Annotated in this window: 15 protein-coding genes; 5 read left to right on the forward strand and 10 right to left on the reverse strand. The window is 62.6% G+C overall.

Going from position 1 to position 17746, the window contains the following annotated elements; genetic code table 11:
* Nucleotides 1-134: 134 nt before the first annotated feature.
* From NKH89_RS26510 to NKH89_RS26555, 10 genes are all read right to left on the reverse strand, one after another.
* Nucleotides 135-1532, reverse strand: coding sequence for an NAD(P)(+) transhydrogenase (Re/Si-specific) subunit beta (locus tag NKH89_RS26510; RefSeq protein WP_023718039.1), 1398 nt, complete (start codon nucleotides 1530-1532; stop codon nucleotides 135-137).
* A gap of 6 nt (nucleotides 1533-1538) precedes the next feature.
* On the reverse strand, nucleotides 1539-1961 hold the full coding sequence (locus NKH89_RS26515; RefSeq protein WP_036244434.1) for an NAD(P) transhydrogenase subunit alpha part 2: 423 nt from the start codon (nucleotides 1959-1961) through the stop codon (nucleotides 1539-1541).
* Nucleotides 1961-3235, reverse strand: a complete 1275-nt coding sequence (locus NKH89_RS26520) for a Re/Si-specific NAD(P)(+) transhydrogenase subunit alpha (RefSeq protein ID WP_352484384.1) — start codon at nucleotides 3233-3235, stop codon at nucleotides 1961-1963. Before NKH89_RS26520 ends, NKH89_RS26515 begins: the two co-directional genes overlap by 1 nt.
* An 81-nt stretch (nucleotides 3236-3316) precedes the next feature.
* Nucleotides 3317-3541 (reverse strand): aa3-type cytochrome c oxidase subunit IV, encoded by a 225-nt coding sequence (locus NKH89_RS26525; RefSeq protein ID WP_023718042.1) that lies wholly within the window; start codon nucleotides 3539-3541, stop codon nucleotides 3317-3319.
* Nucleotides 3542-3777: 236 nt separating this feature from the next.
* Nucleotides 3778-3927: a DUF3096 domain-containing protein gene (locus tag NKH89_RS26530; protein WP_023718043.1), complete on the reverse strand. Its 150-nt coding sequence runs from the start codon at nucleotides 3925-3927 to the stop codon at nucleotides 3778-3780.
* Nucleotides 3928-4052: 125 nt separating this feature from the next.
* Nucleotides 4053-4736: an N-acyl amino acid synthase FeeM domain-containing protein gene (locus tag NKH89_RS26535; protein ID WP_245278538.1), complete on the reverse strand. Its 684-nt coding sequence runs from the start codon at nucleotides 4734-4736 to the stop codon at nucleotides 4053-4055.
* A gap of 244 nt (nucleotides 4737-4980) precedes the next feature.
* The gene (locus NKH89_RS26540; protein WP_023718046.1) at nucleotides 4981-7293 is read right to left on the reverse strand and encodes a putative bifunctional diguanylate cyclase/phosphodiesterase; all 2313 of its coding nucleotides are present in this window, start codon (nucleotides 7291-7293) and stop codon (nucleotides 4981-4983) included.
* A 152-nt stretch (nucleotides 7294-7445) separates the two neighbouring features.
* Nucleotides 7446-10925 carry an indolepyruvate ferredoxin oxidoreductase family protein gene (locus tag NKH89_RS26545; protein WP_352716438.1) on the reverse strand — a complete coding sequence of 1160 codons (3480 nt, stop codon included), beginning with the start codon at nucleotides 10923-10925 and terminating at the stop codon, nucleotides 7446-7448.
* Nucleotides 10926-11149: 224 nt separating this feature from the next.
* Nucleotides 11150-11695 (reverse strand): hypothetical protein, encoded by a 546-nt coding sequence (locus NKH89_RS26550; protein ID WP_023718048.1) that lies wholly within the window; start codon nucleotides 11693-11695, stop codon nucleotides 11150-11152.
* The gene (locus NKH89_RS26555; RefSeq protein WP_023718049.1) at nucleotides 11688-12311 is read right to left on the reverse strand and encodes a CGNR zinc finger domain-containing protein; all 624 of its coding nucleotides are present in this window, start codon (nucleotides 12309-12311) and stop codon (nucleotides 11688-11690) included. The genes NKH89_RS26550 and NKH89_RS26555 overlap by 8 nt, the downstream gene beginning before the upstream one ends.
* Before the next feature lie 160 nt (nucleotides 12312-12471).
* On the opposite strand from NKH89_RS26555, the gene NKH89_RS26560 reads away from it, so the two are divergent.
* From NKH89_RS26560 to NKH89_RS26580, 5 genes are all read left to right on the forward strand, one after another.
* A complete protein-coding gene (locus NKH89_RS26560) occupies nucleotides 12472-13377 on the forward strand; it encodes a branched-chain amino acid ABC transporter permease (protein ID WP_023718050.1) in 906 nt (301 codons plus the stop codon).
* Nucleotides 13378-13581: 204 nt separating this feature from the next.
* Nucleotides 13582-14166, forward strand: coding sequence for a TRAP transporter small permease subunit (locus NKH89_RS26565; protein ID WP_023718051.1), 585 nt, complete (start codon nucleotides 13582-13584; stop codon nucleotides 14164-14166).
* Nucleotides 14166-15938: a TRAP transporter large permease gene (locus tag NKH89_RS26570; RefSeq protein ID WP_031193698.1), complete on the forward strand. Its 1773-nt coding sequence runs from the start codon at nucleotides 14166-14168 to the stop codon at nucleotides 15936-15938. Before NKH89_RS26565 ends, NKH89_RS26570 begins: the two co-directional genes overlap by 1 nt.
* A 16-nt stretch (nucleotides 15939-15954) precedes the next feature.
* Nucleotides 15955-16980 carry a zinc-dependent alcohol dehydrogenase family protein gene (locus NKH89_RS26575; RefSeq protein WP_023718053.1) on the forward strand — a complete coding sequence of 342 codons (1026 nt, stop codon included), beginning with the start codon at nucleotides 15955-15957 and terminating at the stop codon, nucleotides 16978-16980.
* A gap of 275 nt (nucleotides 16981-17255) precedes the next feature.
* A complete protein-coding gene (locus tag NKH89_RS26580) occupies nucleotides 17256-17630 on the forward strand; it encodes a VOC family protein (protein ID WP_352484380.1) in 375 nt (124 codons plus the stop codon).
* Nucleotides 17631-17746 lie beyond the last annotated feature (116 nt).

The following is a 17746-nucleotide window of genomic DNA, read 5'->3' on the forward strand; positions in this document are numbered from 1 at the left end:
TCCACCGATCACGCCGTTAGACAAGACGACGGGTCGCTATCGTAGCTTCAGAACCGGTAACAGCCAAGAAAAAGCCCGGCGCGGAGCCAGGGCTGTATTTCGACGACCGGCAGTGAGTTGGCAACGACGCCGTTTCAGTGATCAATCGCCTTGACGATCTCCTCGGTCATCTTCTTGGCGTCGCCGAGCAGCATCATGGTGCCGTCCTTGTAGAACAGCGTGTTGTCGATGCCGGCATAGCCGGACCCGAGCGAGCGCTTGACGAACAGGCAGGTGCGCGCCTTGTCGACGTCGAGGATCGGCATGCCATAGATCGGCGACGATTTGTCGTCGCGGGCGGACGGATTGGTGACGTCGTTGGCGCCGATGACATAGGCGACATCGGCCTGCGCGAACTCAGAGTTGATGTCCTCCAGCTCGAACACTTCGTCGTAAGGCACGTTGGCTTCCGCCAAGAGCACATTCATGTGGCCGGGCATGCGGCCGGCCACCGGATGGATGGCGTATTTGACGTCGACGCCGTTGGCCTTGAGCTTGTCGGCCATTTCGCGCAGCGCGTGCTGCGCCTGGGCGACGGCCATGCCGTAACCTGGCACGATGATGACCTTTTGCGCATTCATCATCAGATAGGCGGCATCCTCGGCAGAGCCCTGCTTGACGGTGCGCTCGATGCCGTCGTCGGCAGCGGCTGATGTCTCGCCGCCGAAGCCGCCGAGGATGACCGAGATGAAGCTTCGGTTCATGCCTTTGCACATGATGTAGGACAGGATGGCGCCCGATGAGCCGACCAGCGCGCCGGTGATGATCAGCGCCAGATTGCCGAGCGTGAAACCGAGTGCCGCCGCTGCCCAGCCCGAATAGGAATTGAGCATCGATACGACCACCGGCATGTCGGCGCCGCCGATCGGGATGATGAGAAGGACGCCGAGCACGAGCGAGGCGGCAACGATCAGCCAGAACACCAGCTTGGACTCGGTGGTGACGAGCAGCATGATCAGCACAATGAGCGCTATGCCCAGGGCTGCGTTGATGAAGTGACGGCCGCCGATCATGATCGGCTTGCCCGACATGCGGCCGTCGAGCTTCAAGAAGGCGATGACCGAGCCGGTGAAGGTGATGGCGCCGATGGCAACGCCGAGGCTCATCTCGATCAGCGCCTGGGCATGGATATCGGCGACGGTGCCGATGCCGAAACTTTCCGGCGCATAGATGGCGGCGGCCGCCACCATGACCGCGGCAAGACCGACCAGCGAGTGGAAGGCGGCGACCAGCTGCGGCATCGAGGTCATGGCAATGCGCCGTGCCGTGACCGCACCGACCGAGCCGCCGATGGCGAGGCCGAGCACGATCAGCGCAAAGCGGCCGGCGGAAGGGGTGGCCAGCGCCAGCGTCGTGACAATGGCGATGCCCATGCCGATCATGCCGTACATGTTGCCCTGGCGGCTGGTGGTCGGATGCGACAGGCCGCGCAATGCCAGGATGAACAGGATGCCGGAGACCAGATAGAGGAAGGAGGCGAAGTTGGCGTTCATAGCGGCCTACTTTTCCTTCTTCTTGTACATGGCCAGCATGCGCTGGGTGACGAGGAAGCCGCCGAAGATGTTGACCGATACCAGCATCAGCGCAACAAAGCCGAAGCCGGTGGCGATGCCCGAGGCCGAGATGCCGACGGCAAGCAACGCGCCGACGACGATGACGGAGGAAATGGCGTTGGTGACCGCCATTAATGGCGTGTGCAGCGCCGGCGTGACCGACCAGACGACGTAGTAGCCGACGAAGATCGCCAGCACGAAGATGGCGAAGCGGAAGACGAAGGGATCGATCGCGCCGCCGGACAGCGCGTGCGCGGCGTCACCAGCGGCCTCGGTGCCGGGCGCGGTGGCCAGGTTCTGGACCGCAAGGCGGACGGCAGCTGTGGCCTGGTCGAGCTGGTCGAGGGCTTTCTGCAGGGTCTGATCCATCACGCGATCCCTCCGGTGGTCTTGGGCTTCCTCGAAGCGGCCGGCCTCTTCGCAGCCGGCTTTGCCGAAGCCTCGGCAACCATCGTCTTGGCCGGAATGGCCGGCGGTTCGACATGTTGGCCCTTTGGCGGCTCCTGCTCAGCCCTGACGAAGGCGGGATGCACGACCTTGCCGGCATCGGTCAGCATGGTTGCCTTGACCAGCTCGTCGTCGCGGTTGATGGCAAGCGTCTTCGTCGCCTTGTCAACCAGCGTCTCGAGGAAGGCATAGAGGTTTCTCGCATAGAGCAGCGAGGCGGAGGCGGCGACGCGACCGGGAACGTTGAGATGGCCGACGATCTTTACCCCGTTGGCGGTGGTCACCACCTGCCCCGGAACGGCGCCCTCGACGTTGCCGCCACGCTCGACCGCAAGGTCGACGATCACCGAGCCGGGTTTCATCGAGGCGACCATTGCCGCAGAAACCAGCTTCGGCGCCGGCCGGCCCGGTATCAGCGCGGTGGTGATGACGATGTCCTGCTTGGCGATGTGCTCGGCGGTCAGCGCCGCCTGCTTGGCCTGATACTCCCTGGACATTTCCTTGGCGTAGCCGCCGGCCGTCTCGGCCGCCTTGAATTCCTCGTCCTCGACCGCCAGGAACTTTGCGCCGAGCGAAGCAACCTGCTCCTTGGCAGCCGGGCGCACATCGGTGGCGGTGACCACGGCGCCGAGGCGGCGCGCGGTGGCGATGGCCTGCAGACCGGCGACGCCGACGCCCATGATGAAGGCCTTCGCCGCCGGTACCGTGCCAGCCGCCGTCATCATCATCGGCAACGCCCGGTCATATTCGGCAGCCGCGTCGATCACCGCCTGATAGCCGGCGAGGTTCGCCTGGCTGGATAGAACGTCCATCGACTGGGCGCGGGTGATGCGCGGCATGAACTCCATGGAAAAAGCAGTAGCACCGGCCCTGGCCAACGCGGCGACGCCGGCATCGTTGCCATAGGGATCCATGATGGCGATCACGGCAGTGCCCGGCCGATAGACTTTCAGCTCGGCATCGCTCGGCCGGCGCACCTTCAGCACGACATCAGCCCTGGAAACATCGCCGGCCTTGCCGATCGCGGCGCCGGCCTTGGCAAACTCCTCGTCGGGAATGCGCGACGCCGCGCCGGCGCCAGCTTCGACGACCACGTCGAAACCCAGCGCCGCCAGCCGCTTCACCGTGTCGGGCGAGGCCGCGACGCGCGGTTCGTTCGCGTCGAGCTCACGAGGGATGAAAACCGTCTGTCCCACCGCATGATCCTTTCGGCCGCAACCCGTTACCGCAAGACGCCGGCCGGCCCCCGGCGGCGTCCTCGACAAAAATTGGAGGAGTTATCGGAGAATAAAGGCGCCGACGGCCAGGATCAGAACGAACAGGATGGTCCCCGAGAAGAAGCCGCCCACAAAGAAGCCGAACGCCATGGCCAGAAGCACTGCGGCGCAAAACAGCGACCCGTATTTGGCCAGCATCAGGAAGCCGGCATAGGTGCGGTCGTGCTCGGCATAGTCCATCTTCGCGCCCAGTTCGACAGGACCGGTCGGCGTGTGTTCAGCCATAGGAATACCCCTTCGAAGACATCTTTCAGGCACATAGCGAAAAGCCGCGTTAAGGGCAATGGCGCTATTGCCGCATCGCCGCAGCCAACAGTCTCAAGCGAAACTTGAAATCGCTGCGTCAATGATGTGGCGCAACGTGCGCAGCGGCTATGACTGACCCAACCCCTGAAACGAGGCGGGTCGGAGCGCGGCGATACCAATCACAATGGATGGCAGGTCCGCTATTGCCGATGTCGTTAGCTGGCGAGATGCGGGAACAGCCCGAGCAGGCCGACAACGATCAGATAAAGGGCGACGATATAATTGAGCAGCCGCGGCATCACCAGGATCAGCACGCCTGCAATCAGTGAGATAAGCGGGGTGAGGGCGAGCGTGGAAATGGTCATATCGGTTCCTTTGATCGGATGGCTGTCGAAGCGATACGTGGCGGATATCGGCCGTGCCGACCTACCACCAGCACCCTTGCCGTTATCCAGAACGCCGAAGCTACCGGAAGGCTCCATGGGCTCGTTCAGGCGGCTTCGCGAAAATACTTGGCGGTTGGCAGGATGGTCAGCGGAGCGAGTTCGCCGGCACCGGGCGCATTGAATAACATACGCTGCTCCATTGGCGTCGAACGGAAGAATGGAAAGCGCGACAGCGACCGTTCGCGAATAGCGCCAACATCAGCACGGTAGAGCACGACCTTGTTATAGACGCCAGGATAGGCACGAGGCTCACTGATCTTCTCGGCGTAGTAGATCCGCTTGTAGAAGCCGGCGTGATCCTCGCGGATGGTCGAAAGGCAATAGGGCGCGTTGAAGTGAAAACATGCCATGCCGGCGAGCCGCAGCGTGAGATAGGGTATTTGCGGATAGACGCGCGACCATTCCGGGTCGGAGGCGAACCGACTGGGGCAGACGAAGCTCATGCCCTCCTCGAGCATCGGCATGACGATGTCACCGAAAGCTTTGGTGGAAGGCGATCTTGGCGTCGACAGCGTTACGTGATGAATACGCAGTGTGCTGACGAGTTCCTGGTCGATGTAGACACCGAACCGGAAGACGTTAGGCACCTCGTCGAGTTCGTCGTGAATGGTGTGGTTCTCGTTATCGGGAACCATATCGTTGGAACGGTACGACTTGTAGCGCAGGCGATAGATGTCCTCGAGATCCTCGCCCTTGTCGCAACGGCGGTATTCCGTCCGCTCCAGCATCGCCGAAACATTCCTGGCGAAACTAGACATAGTTTCGGACGAATTTTCACCGCCCGCGCTCGCCGCATGGCCGAGCGAACTCAACTGGGCACACATGAACTCTATTCCCCGCGATTACCGCCACCAGCCGACACTACGGACGGGTCATGAGATGTAAAGATGAAAATAAGTACGAGCTCGTTTACCGCTCGTTAAGGTTAACAATTAATAAAATTATACTAAAATACGCGGTTTTCAGCGCAAATCAGCGCCGCGGCGCCTTCCTTGCGGTCTGGATGTCTTTGGCGAATGGCCAGACGGTGCTTGACATCGTCTCGATGCCGGACGCGCTGAGTGCCGACCCGAACAGAAAGCCCTGGACCAGGTCCGGCTTGACCTGCAATGCTAGGATCTTGAGCTGTTCGAAGGTCTCGACACCTTCGACGGTAACCGAAAGTCCCAGCGGCCGTGACAGGTTGACGATGCCCTTGAGCAATTCGAGCGACCGGCTGTTCTGGGTAACGTCGATCAGGAACGAGCGATCGATCTTGATCTTGTCGAGCGGCAGTTTGTGGAGATAGCTGAGGCTCGAATAACCGGTACCGAAATCGTCGAGCGCGATGCGAACGCCGAGCCGCTTCAATTCCTCGATATATTGGCGTGTCAGCGACTTGTCATCGAGCAGCGCCGTCTCGGTGACCTCGATCTCGAGGCGGTCGGCCGGCAGACCGGAACCGGCCAGCGCATCGCGAACCTTCTGGATGACATCACGATTGCGGAAATCCTTGGCCGAGAGATTGACCGACACGCTGGTCTGGGCCGGCCATTTGGCGCATTCCGTGCAGGCCGCATGCAGGACGAAAGTGCTGATGTCGGAAATGATGCCCATTTCCTCCGCAAGAGGAATGAAGATACCGGGGGAGATCGGCCCGAGGTCGGGATGATCCCAGCGGCACAGCGCCTCGCAACTGGCGATCCGCATCGTGTTCATCGCGACGATCGGCTGGTAGACGACTCGCAGCTCCTTGTTTTCCACCGCACTGCGCAGATCCGCCTTCATCAGCTGGCGGCTGCGGAAGGCAGCGTCCATGGAGGCCTCGAACAGCCGCCAGCCGTTCTTGCCAAGCTCCTTTGCCTTGTAGAGTGCAAGGTCGGCCTTGACGATCATGGCATCGACGTCGGTATCCCTGACCCGCGAGAGCGCCGCACCTCCGCTGGCCTGGATGCGCAATCCGTGGCCGGCGACATCGACCTCGCCCTGTAGATTGACAAAGATCTCATCAACCTGGCCGGTCAGATGGCTTTCATCTTCGATGCGTTCGAAGAAGATCATGAACTCGTCGCCGCCGAAGCGGCTGACGGTGATACCTGGCCCGGCGATCGCGGCCAGCCGCTCAGCGACGGCGTAGATCAAACCGTCACCGACCGGATGGCCGAGCGTATCATTTACGCTCTTGAAATCGTCGAGGTCGAGCACGACCAGCCCGCAGAGACGATCCGGATCGCCCGAGGCCATGGCCTCCACGACCAGCTCATGGAAATAGGCGCGATTGGGCAGACCGGTGAGACTGTCGTAGCGCGCCATGAAGCGGATCTTGTCCTCCGCCTCGACGCGGGCGGTCACATCCTCGAAAGTGATGACGCCCAGTTCCTGGCTGCCTTCCCGGGCAGAAAATTCATAGTGCTGGCCGTTGGCGAGCGAGACCAGAACCTTGCGGTCGCGGCCCTCGCGCAGGGCGCGCGTCAGTTGGGCTTCGATGTAGCGGCAATCCTTCGGCGCCAGCATGCCGCCGGCAACGCCGCGCATCAGCAGACCGTGGATCGACCGTCCGAGCAAGGCATCCGGCGATTTGAGCGACATCAGGTGCGCGGCTTCGGCATTGGCCACCGCTACCCGGCCGTCCGGACCGAGCATGACAAGACCATGCGACATGGTGTTGAGGGCGCGGTTGAAACGCTGTGCGATGCGGTTCGCCTTTTTTTCCTCCGAGACGGCGGCAAAAAGCACGTCGCGGACCGTGTCGGCGAATTTGCGAATAGCAAACAGGAATGGGGCGGACAGGAGCCCGAGAAGGATGTGGTAGATATCGCCACGTAAAAGGAACCCCAACGAGATCGGCCACGTCAAGGCAAGCGTCAGGATGGTGACCATGCGCGGGGAGCCATAGTTGCGCCCGGCAATGGAGGTGGCCGTGGCCAGCGTCAGGCAGACGGAGGCGATCTCAGCGAAATTGTCGCGCGCAAAATAGATGCCAAGCAGGCAGAAGGCGCCAAGCGTGAGCCCGTGCAAGGAGCCATAGAGGATGTAGTCGTTCTCGCGCTTGTGCGCCTCTTCCCAGGTCGCCGGCGGGGGCAAGCTGTTGTATTTGCGGAAGTTTCTCATACGGAAGATGCCGACGAGAACCATCGCGATCGCGACAAGCAGATAAAGCGGGTCGCCGCTTTTCCACCAGACAAGGCCGATCAGGAAGGTCTGCGCGACAATGCCGATCGAAAGCGTAACGCCGTCGCGAAACAGAGTTTCCACGAACGGAATGTAAACGTCGACCGGAATCTCGTTTTGTCTTTTCAGATTCACGCCTGGATCCCAACCCTTGGGAACCCAGCAGTGTCACATTGGCCTTAAGAAAGGTTTAGAGAGGCGGTTTGAGACCTGCCGGGATCCCCCGCTGACGCTGCGGAAACAGGGAAACTACCGTTCAGGTAAACAAGGCGTATCACGGTGCGGAATCATTCGGCGGCTTGAAGCTGCGGCCGCAGTGGCGCCGTCGAAAGGCGGTCGAGCAGACGCTGGCGTTCGCCGGCGGCTTTTTCGGCACTGGCCCGCTTGACGTGGCCATAGCCGCGGATGAGCGCCGGCACCGAGACAAGCGCGGCAGCGGCCTCGATCTTGCCCGGTGCCAGCGCGCCGGCGACAAGCTCCAGGTCGGCTTCATAGATGGCAAGAAGCTGCCGCTCCATACGCCTCTCGGCGCTGTAGCCGAACAGGTCGAAAGCGGTGCCGCGCAGGCCCTTCATCGCCGCCAGCAGGCGGAACCCGTTCATCATCCACGGACCAAAGCTCGATTTCTTCGGCTTGCCGTCACTGCCGCGCCTGCCCATGATCGGCGGTGCGAGATGGAATTCGAGCCTGTCGTAACTCTGGAACTGCTTTGCGAGATCTGCGGCAAAGGAGCCGTCGGTATAGAGCCGCGCCACCTCGTATTCGTCCTTGATAGCCATCAGCTTGAACAGGTTCTTTGCGGCAGCTTCGGTCACCACGGTCGAACCGGGCACGACCTTGGTTTCGGCCTTACGCAGCGCTGCCAGTCTGTCGGCATAGCGCTTGCCATAGGCGGCGTTCTGATAGGCGGTCAGGAAGGCGACGCGGCGGGCAATGATGTCGGCCAGCGTCTCGGCAATCGCGGCAGGCTGCGTGGCCTTGCCCGGCTGGGTGAGAAGGCCGCGCACGAAATCCGGCTGGTGGGCGGCGCGGCGACCCCAGCGAAATGCCGCGATATTCATCGCCACCGCCTCGCCGTTGAGCTCGATTGCCTTCTCGACCGCCTCGTCCGACAGCGGCAAGCCGCCATGCTGGAAGGCAAAGCCGAGCATAAACATGTTGGCGCCGAGCGAACTGCCGAACAGCGCGGTGGCGGTGCGGGTGGCGTCGAAGAAATGCGCCTTGTCGTCGCCCGCGGCAGTTCTTATCGCTTTCTTCAGCCGCTCGATAGGCAGCGAGAAATCGGCCGAACGGGCGAACTCGCCCGGCATGATCTCGGCGGTGTTGGCGAGGAAGATGGTATAGCCTTCGCGCACCGCGGCCAGCACCTTCTTTGCACCCGAAACGACGAGATCGCAGCCAAGCACGAGATCGGCCTTGCCGGCCGATACGCGAATGGCGTGGATGTCGTCCGGCGTGCGGGCAATACGGACATGGGTGAACACGGAGCCGCCCTTTTGTGCGAGGCCGGCCATGTCGATCATGCCGCAGCCCTTGCCTTCGAGGTGGGCTGCCATGCCGAGCACTGCGCCAATGGTGACGACGCCGGTGCCGCCGACACCGTCGATGATTGCCGCCCAGCCTTGTTCACCGAGCGTAAATTGCGCCGGCGCCGGCACCCCCGCGAGCGGGTCGGCCGCGCCGGCTATGCCTTCGGCTTTCCTGATTTTGGCGCCGTGGACGGTGACGAAGGACGGGCAGAAACCATTGACGCAAGAGAAGTCCTTGTTGCAGCTCGACTGGTCGATCTTGCGCTTGCGGCCGAATTCGGTCTCGACCGGCTGGATCGAGACGCAATTCGACTGCACGCCGCAATCGCCGCAACCTTCGCAGACCAGCTCGTTGATGAAGATGCGCTTGTCGGGATCGGGGAAGGTGCCGCGTTTGCGGCGGCGGCGCTTCTCGGCGGCGCAGGTCTGGTCGTAGAGCAGCACCGAGACGCCCTTGACCGAACGCAACTCGCGCTGGACGAGATCGAGGTCGTCGCGGTGGTGGATGGTGGCGCCGGCGGGAAATTCCACCTTGCCGGTATATTTGTCCGGCTCGTCGGTGACGATGGCGATGCGCTCGACGCCCTCGGCGCGCACCTGCCTGGCGATCATGTCCACCGTCAGGCCGCCCTCGTGCGGCTGCCCGCCGGTCATCGCGACGGCGTCATTGTAGAGGATTTTGTAGGTGATGTTGGCGTCGGTCGACAGCGCGAAGCGGATCGCCAGCACACCCGAGTGGTTGTAGGTCCCATCGCCCAGATTCTGGAAGATGTGCTCGCGCTTCGAGAACGGCGCCTGGCCGACCCACTGCGCGCCCTCGCCGCCCATGGCAGTGAAGCCGACGGTGTTGCGGTCCATCCACAGCGCCATGAAATGACACCCGATTCCGGCGGCGGCGAGCGAGCCGTCCGGCACCTTGGTCGAGGAATTGTGTGGGCAGCCGGAGCAGAAGAAGGGCGTGCGCGAGGCGATGTCTGACGTGTCGGCCAGCATCGCCTGGAACTGGCGCAATTTCGCCACCCGCGCGGCAATTTCTTCCGACGGGCCGATCGTTAGCAAGATCCTCTCGCCGAGTGCGATGGCAATGTCGTTGGGGTCGAGCGCGCCCTTGGCCGGGAACAGCCAGTCGCCGCGTTCGTTTTTCTTGCCGACGATGACCGGCTGCGTGGCGGTGCCGTAAAGGTTCTCGCGCAGTTGCACCTCGATCAGCGAGCGTTTCTCCTCGACGACAACGATGGTGTCTAGGCCGCGAGCAAAGTCGGCGATGTGCTGCAGGTCGAGCGGCCACGGGCAGCCGACCTTGAACAGCCTGATACCGATACGATTGGCGGCCACTTCGTCGATGCCTATGTCTTCGAGCGCCTGCCGAACGTCGAGATAACTCTTGCCGATGGTGACGATGCCAAGCTTCGGGCTGCTGCCGCCTGAATAGACGATCCGGTTCAGCCCGTTGGCGTGGATGAAGGCCGAAGCAGCGGCGCGCTTGTATTCATGCAACCGCTCCTCCTGGCCGAGCATGTCGATCTCGTTACGGATGTTGAGGCCGCCGGGCGGCATGTCGAAGTCCGGGATGACGATATCTAGCCGGTCGAGCGCGGCATCGACCGAGGCCGTCGATTCGATGTTGTCCTTGACGCATTTGATCGCCGCCCAGGTGCCGGCAAAACGCGACATGGCAAAGCCGTAGAGGCCGTAGTCGATGATCTCCTGGACACCGGCCGGATTGAGGATCGGCACCATGGTGTCGACAAACAGGAACTCGGTGGCATGCGCGTTGGTCGAGGATTCGGCCATGTGGTCGTCACCCATCAGGGCCAGCACGCCGCCATGTTTCGACGAGCCGGCGAGATTGGCGTGACGGAACACGTCGCCGGAGCGGTCGACGCCCGGACCCTTGCCGTACCAGACCGAAAAAACGCCGTCACGAGTGCCCTCGCCCAGCAATTCGGCCTGCTGCGAGCCCCAGCAGGCGGTGGCGGCGAGCTCCTCGTTGAGACCGGGCTGGAAGACGATGTCCGACTGCGCGAGCTGGTCCCGGGCCTTCCACAGCTGCATGTCGAGGCCGCCGAGCGGCGAGCCGCGATAGCCGGAGACGAAACCGGCGGTGTTCAGGCCAGCCCGGCGGTCGCGCTCGCGTTGCATCAGAAGCATGCGGATGACTGCTTGGGCACCCGACAGGAAGATGCGCTCCTTTGCCAGGTCGAACTTGTCGTCGAGCGCGACATTGTGCAGCGTCATCAGGCATTTCCTGTGCGGAAGCCGCACCTGGAGGGTGCGCGGCCAACGTCGGAGTCAAGTACCTATAGTCTTTCTTCCCTTGCCGGGGAGGTCAAACAAAATCGAAGCCGCCAGGCGGTCCGCAACAAATCATCAACGCCGCGCCCGCCGGCGTAAGAAACCGCGCGTCGGCTGTTTTCGACAGCAATAAAATTCCGCGCCATCCGATGCCGTCGAAAAATGCGTCAGAGACCTTTCGAACAGTCGGGCTTAGGTTCGTTCGGCAACTTGCCGTCCGGGTGGCCGGCAAGGTCCGGATTGGGCGTATAAAGCTGATCGATGACCAGCGGCCGGTCGGGCAGGACGGACTGGTCCTCCGTCGACATCAGAGTGGTGTCGATCTTCTGGAGGATCGTGCCGTCAGCGTCCTTGATGCTGATCGCGATCGCGTAAGGCTTGTCCTTGACGACGCATTGAAGCGCCGGACTCTCCAGCGTCACCTTGTCGAGCTTCGGCCAGATTTTCTGCTCGACTGCCAGCGGCTCGCCGCCGGCCGGGTTTTGGAAGCTGGCGACCGCGACCTGCCCCTCCCCCATCGGCCGCAACGGCCGCAGCGTAACGAGGTAGGTCGCCCTGGCGAGGCGATAGTTGAACACGAATATCTTGCCTGAAATCTCGAACAATTTGCCATCGCCGTTGTCGTCCGTGCCCGTCTCGCGACAGGCGCCGAGCGCTGCAGCCACAATCAGCGCAACCCCGACAACGATCGAGCGCGAAAACAGCCTAGCCATTCTGGACCTCGCCATTGTGGACCTCGTTCGCCGCCGTCCGGCGGCGATAGTGACGGTTTGCCTTCTGGCGGTTGCCGCATACCGCCATGTCGCACCAAAGGCGGCTGGAATTGCGGCTTCGGTCGACAAACAGCCAGCTGCAGTTGGGACAAATCCTCAGCCTGGCGATGGTGTCGCCGCGCAGCAGCGACAGCGCCGAGACCGCCAATGCCGCCTCAAAGGCGATCGGCGTCGCCGGGTCGCCGAACGGTTTTCCAAGCGTCCCGATTTCGGTGCGGCCATGGGCGAGGCCGTCGGCGCAGGCTTCCAGGAATTCAGGCATGTCGGCGGTGGCGATCGCACCTTTCGACACCGCGCGGCGAAACAGCCGATCGGTGGTTTCGCGGATCGACAGTACCACCGGCGCGATCTTGTCCGGCGACGGGGCCTCCAGCCGCCTGCCGCCGAGCTCGGCGGCGCGAAAGCCGCTGGCGGCTTCGGCAAAGCGGGCAATCTCGGCGGGATCGTCGAAACGGTCGAAGGTCTTCTCCGGATGGTGCCGCAGCACAACGGTGTTCGCCGTGTCGAGCGCAAGCATGCCGCCGGTGAAGCGGTGCGGAGTCCAGGATACCGTCATGCGATGAAATCTAACCGATAAATCGCATTTGACAAGTTAGATTCCGAGTGCAACGCTCTTCACGGCTGCGAGCGCCGCGGCTTGTAGCACTTTGATTTTGTGCATGATCCCAGCGAAAGTCGATTTCCGATTATTCGGAGCCATGCACCGAGGATTTTGCATGCTCTATTTCTTCCAGCAGGTTCTGAACGGGCTGCATTCGGGCGCGCTCTACGCACTGCTTGCCTTCGGCTATGTGCTGACTAACGGCATCCTGCACCGCACCAATCTTGCCTATGGCGCGCTGTTCGCCTTTTGCGGGCAAACGATGATCCTCACCGCGGCATTCGGCTATCAGGCACTGTGGCTGACGCTGCTTGCATCGGTCGCGCTCGGCATAGTTGCGGCGTTTCTCTACGCGGCGCTGATCAGCCACGTTCTGTCACGAAGCATCTTCGAACCCTTGGCCGACCGCTCGCCCAATGCGATCGTGGTGACAACGCTCGGTATATTGCTGGTCTTGTCGGAAGCCAGCCGCATCGCCGCCAACACCCACGATCTGTGGTTGCCACCGATGCTGGCCCAGACCATCGTCTTCGCGCAGAGTGCCAGCTTCAAGGCGACGTTGACGCTGATCCAGTTGCTCGATTGCGCTGCCGTGCTGGCGGCCATTGCGCTGGCTGCGTGGGGCTTCACACATTCGAGCTTCGGCCGCAGTTGGCGCGCCGTTTCCGACGATCCCAAGGCTGCTGCGATGTGCGGTGTCGATGTCCGCGCGGTGTTTCGGCGTGCGGTGCTTTTCGGCGGCCTTTGCGCTGCGCTGGCCGGCGTGCTCGCCGGCTTCTACTACGGCAACATCAGCTTCGGCACCGGCCTGGTCTACGGGTTGAAGATCCTGTTCGTGACGGCAGTAGGCGGCTATCTTTCGCCGCTGCGGGCGGCACTGGGCGCCGCCGCTTTCGGCATGGCCGAATCGCTATGGGCCGGCTATTTCCCGCTCGAATGGCGCGATGCCTGGATGTACCTGTTCCTCGTCGCCATGCTTGTGCTGATCGGCGCCGGCCGCGACCAACAGAAGATCGCCTGAGCCGCACCCGACTTTGGTTGGTGAAAGAGCCGCATGTCCTTGGACATGCAAAGGACGCGGCAGCTTTTTTGCCGGTCGTCACCTCACAACTGTGTTTATGCGGGCAGGCCCGTGTTGACCCGCCGAACCACGCACTGCATACCGTTGGTCCACAGCGGCGCAACGGACAGGGAACCGCCGCGCTCTGACACAAGGGAGGAATGCATGGCAGGGCTTCTCGCTCTTTCCAGAACCATTGACCGTTTGAACGAATTCATCGGCAAATGGGTATCGTGGCTGATCCTGCTCGCAATTCTGGTAAGCGCCGCTAACGCCGTCATCCGCAAGCTGTTCGACATGTCCTCGAACGCCTGGCTGGAATTGCAGTGGTATCTGTTCGGCGCCGCCTTCATGCTGGCCGCCGCCTACACGCTGAAGCAGAACGACCATATCCGCATCGACATCGTCTACGGCATGTTCTCGCGCCGCGTGCAGCACTGGATCGACCTTTTCGGTCACGTCTTCTTCCTGATGCCGTTCGTGACATTGATGGTGGTCTATTTCGTTCCCTATGTGTCGCTGTCGTATCGCAGCGGCGAGATGTCGAACAATTCCGGCGGGCTGATCATCTGGCCGGCGAAGGCGATCCTGCTGGTCGGCTTTTTCCTGCTTGCGCTGCAGGGCATTTCCGAAATCATCAAGAAAATCGCCATCATGCGCGGTCATATGGACGATCCCACTCCATTCATATCGGTGCATGAACAGGCCGAGCTAGAAGCCAAGGCGCTCGTCGAAGAGGTGCGCTCGTGATCGAGTTCATCGCCCAGAACATGGCGCCGATCATGTTCGCCTCGCTGATCTTCTTCCTGCTGATCGGCTACCCCGTCGCCTTCTCGCTTGCCGCCAACGGCCTGATGTTCTTCTTCATCGGCGTGCTGCTGTCGCCCTATTCGGGCGGCTCGATCAACCTCGCCTGGCCGTTGCTGCACGCGTTGCCGGACAATTTCTACGGCAGCCGGGTGATGTCGAACGACACGCTGCTGGCGATCCCGTTCTTCACCTTCATGGGCATCGTGCTCGAACGATCCGGCATGGCCGAAGACCTGCTCGACACGATCGGCCAGTTGTTCGGACCGGTTCGTGGTGGCCTGGCCTATGCCGTGATTTTCGTCGGCGCGCTGCTGGCCGCGACGACCGGCGTGGTGGCGGCTTCCGTCATTGCCATGGGGCTGATTTCGCTGCCGATCATGCTGCGCTACGGCTACGACCGGCGGCTAGCATCCGGCGTCATCGCAGCATCGGGCACGCTCGCCCAGATCATCCCGCCGTCACTGGTGCTGATCGTGCTGGCCGACCAGCTCGGCCGCTCGGTCGGCGATATGTACAAGGGGGCGCTGATCCCCGGGCTCATTTTGACCGGCATCTACATGCTCTACATCCTGCTCATGTCGATCGTCCGGCCGAAGTCGATGCCGGCACTGCCGCTGGAGGCCCGCACGCTCGGTCACGGTGTGCTGTCGCTGCTGGCGGCGCTGCTGGCGGCGGTGGTGGTTTCCTATGCCGCGTATCGCTACCTCGCGCCAAACCATGGCGGCAATGCCGATATCCTCGGCGCCACCATCGGCGTGATCTTCATCTATGTCGTGGCGATCATCGACCAGCGCCTGAAGATCAACCTGATGTCGAGGTTGGCACAGCAGGTGATCATCGTGCTGATCCCGCCGCTGGCGCTGATCTTCCTGGTGCTGGGTACCATTTTCCTCGGCATCGCCACGCCGACGGAGGGCGGCGCCATGGGCGCCGTCGGCGCGCTGGCGATGGCGGCGATGAAGGGGCGGCTGTCGCTCGACGTGGTCAAGCAGGCGCTGGCCTCAACGACGCGGCTGTCGTCCTTCGTGCTGTTCATCCTGATCGGCGCGCGGGTGTTCTCGCTGACCTTCTACGGCGTCAATGGCCACATCTGGGTCGAGCACCTGTTGACGTCGCTGCCGGGCGGTGAAGTCGGTTTCCTGATTGGCGTCAACATCCTCGTCTTCGTGCTCGCCTTCTTCCTCGATTTCTTCGAGCTCGCCTTCATCATCGTGCCGCTTTTGGCGCCGGCGGCCGACAAGCTCGGCATCGACCTGATCTGGTTCGGCGTGCTGCTCGGGGTTAACATGCAGACCAGCTTCATGCATCCACCGTTCGGCTTCGCGCTGTTTTATCTGCGCTCGGTCGCCGCACGCGTGCCCTATCTCGACCGGCTCACCGGCAAACAGATCGCGCCCGTCACCACCGGGCAGATCTATTGGGGCGCAGTGCCGTTCGTCTGTATCCAGGTGATCATGATCGGCCTGACCATCGCCTTCCCGCAGATGGTGATGCACTACAAAGGCGCCGTCGTCGATCCAGCGACGATCGACATCAAGGTGCCGGAGATGCCCAGCCTGTCGCCGCTCGGCACGCCGCCGGCCGGTGGCAGCACGGCACCCGCTGCGCCCGGCGCGCAGGACCTGTCGCAGCCGCCAAGCTTCGACGAAAAGCCGCCCGCGAAACCGGCGGCACCGGCAACCGATCTGTCGCAACCACCGAGTTTCAATTGACGAAGGCCCGGCAGCCATGAAGGCGGTGCGACTGGAGCGAGTGGGCGGCCTCGCCGTGTGCGAGGTCGAGAAACCGACTGCCGGACCGGACGAGCTGCTGGTGCGGATCGAGGCGTGCGGCGTCTGCGGCACCGACCGGCATCTTTTCCATGGCGAATTCCCGTGCACGCCGCCGGTGACTCTCGGCCATGAATTCTCCGGCATCGTCGAGGCGATCGGACCTGCCGTATCCGGCTTTGCCGTCGGCGACCGCGTCACCGGCGATCCCAACATCGCCTGCGGCCGGTGCGCGCATTGCCAGGCCGGCCGGGTCAACCTCTGCGGCAATCTGCGTGCCATCGGCATCCATCGCGATGGCGGCTTTGCCGAATATCTTGCCCTGCCGCAGAAACAGGCTTTCGTCCTGCCAGGCGATCTGACGCCGACGCATGGTGCGTTCTGCGAGCCGCTCGGCTGCTGCCTGCATGGCGTGGACCTTGCCGCGATCAGACCAGGTTCGTCGGTTGCCGTGCTCGGCGGCGGCGTGATCGGCCTGCTCACCGTTCAACTGGCAAAGCTCGCCGGTGCGACGACCATCATCCTGTCGACGCGCCAGGCCTCGCGGCGCGCCCTTGCCGAGGAACTTGGCGCAACGGCGACGGTCGATCCCAGCGCTTCCGACATCACCGACGCGATCGTCGGCCGGTCGGGTTTGATGCCGGGCGGCGTCGACGTGGTGTTCGAATGCGCCGGCGTGAAAGACACCGTCGAGCAGGCGATGCGGCTGGCCAAGGCGGGCGGCACAATTGTCGTCGTCGGCGTCATGCCGCAAGGCATGAAAGCGGCGTTCGAACCGTTCGACCTGCTGTTCCGCGAGTTGAAGGTCCTGGGCTCCTTCCTCAATCCCTTTACCCATCGCCGGGCCGCCGATCTCATCGCCTCGGGTGCGATCGAGGTAGACCGGCTGATATCGCGACAAGTCGACCTCGACGAGGCGGTGGCGATCATTGCCAACCCGTCGGCACCAGGTGAGGTCAAGGTCCTGGTAGTGCCTCAGGGCTGATCGATCGGGCCAGTTGCCACCGGCGGGGCGACCGGTTACAGAAACTACGCCGAAAAAGACATTGCCGGTTCGGTAGTCCGGCTCTTCCCGTCCTGAGCACGATGCTCGGGGAAGCCTGTTCGCCACATTACTTGTGGGAGAACCCGCGGCCGGCAAGCGAGGCGAAACTCGCGAGCCGGTCGGGTCACGTCCGGATTTTCGGATGTAGCGGTCCCGCCGGTTTGCGCTCTTCGGTCGAAGCCTATCCGCATTCAACCCGTGGCAGGAGACGCATCATGAAACTGAACCACATAAATCTCGTCACCACCGAAGTTGCCGGCCTTGCCCGCTTCTTCACCAGCCATTTCGGCTTTGAATTTGTCGCCGTGCGCGGCAAGGACGCCTTCGCGGTTCTGCGTGGCATCGATGGCTTCATCCTCAATCTGATGAAGCCGGGGAAAGGCGAGCCCGCCAGCTATCCGGACGGCTTTCACGTTGGCTTCTTCGTCGGCAAGCCGGAGTTTGTGCATGCAAAGCGAGCCGGGCTTGCCGATGCCGGCCTGCAACCGGGCGAGGTCCAGCAGCTAATGCGCGGCCGCATCCAGTCGACGACGTTCTATTGCCATGCGCCGGGTGGAGTACTGGTCGAAGTCAGTGCGTCCGAAGGCTGACAGGGAAGGACCGCGGGGCGTGGCTCGCGGTCCTTTGACGAGATCCATCAAACGCCTGGAGCGGAATGCATTCAAACCAAACGGGACATCCGCTTTGTTTTAGCCCTTTTCTGCGA

The sequence above is a fragment of the Mesorhizobium sp. M0923 genome (assembly GCF_040319365.1).
Taxonomy (GTDB): Bacteria; Pseudomonadota; Alphaproteobacteria; order Rhizobiales; family Rhizobiaceae; genus Mesorhizobium.

Coding starts and splice junctions, on each gene's coding strand:
- NKH89_RS26510 (WP_023718039.1), bottom strand. CDS start 1,532: ATGAACGCCAACTTCGCCTCCTTCCTCTATCTGGTCTCCGGCATCCTG.
- NKH89_RS26515 (WP_036244434.1), bottom strand. CDS start 1,961: ATGGATCAGACCCTGCAGAAAGCCCTCGACCAGCTCGACCAGGCCACA.
- NKH89_RS26525 (WP_023718042.1), bottom strand. CDS start 3,541: ATGGCTGAACACACGCCGACCGGTCCTGTCGAACTGGGCGCGAAGATG.
- NKH89_RS26530 (WP_023718043.1), bottom strand. CDS start 3,927: ATGACCATTTCCACGCTCGCCCTCACCCCGCTTATCTCACTGATTGCA.
- NKH89_RS26535 (WP_245278538.1), bottom strand. CDS start 4,736: ATGCTGGAGCGGACGGAATACCGCCGTTGCGACAAGGGCGAGGATCTC.
- NKH89_RS26545 (WP_352716438.1), bottom strand. CDS start 10,925: ATGACGCTGCACAATGTCGCGCTCGACGACAAGTTCGACCTGGCAAAG.
- NKH89_RS26550 (WP_023718048.1), bottom strand. CDS start 11,695: ATGGCTAGGCTGTTTTCGCGCTCGATCGTTGTCGGGGTTGCGCTGATT.
- NKH89_RS26555 (WP_023718049.1), bottom strand. CDS start 12,311: ATGACGGTATCCTGGACTCCGCACCGCTTCACCGGCGGCATGCTTGCG.
- NKH89_RS26560 (WP_023718050.1), top strand. CDS start 12,472: ATGCTCTATTTCTTCCAGCAGGTTCTGAACGGGCTGCATTCGGGCGCG.
- NKH89_RS26565 (WP_023718051.1), top strand. CDS start 13,582: ATGGCAGGGCTTCTCGCTCTTTCCAGAACCATTGACCGTTTGAACGAA.
- NKH89_RS26575 (WP_023718053.1), top strand. CDS start 15,955: ATGAAGGCGGTGCGACTGGAGCGAGTGGGCGGCCTCGCCGTGTGCGAG.
- NKH89_RS26580 (WP_352484380.1), top strand. CDS start 17,256: ATGAAACTGAACCACATAAATCTCGTCACCACCGAAGTTGCCGGCCTT.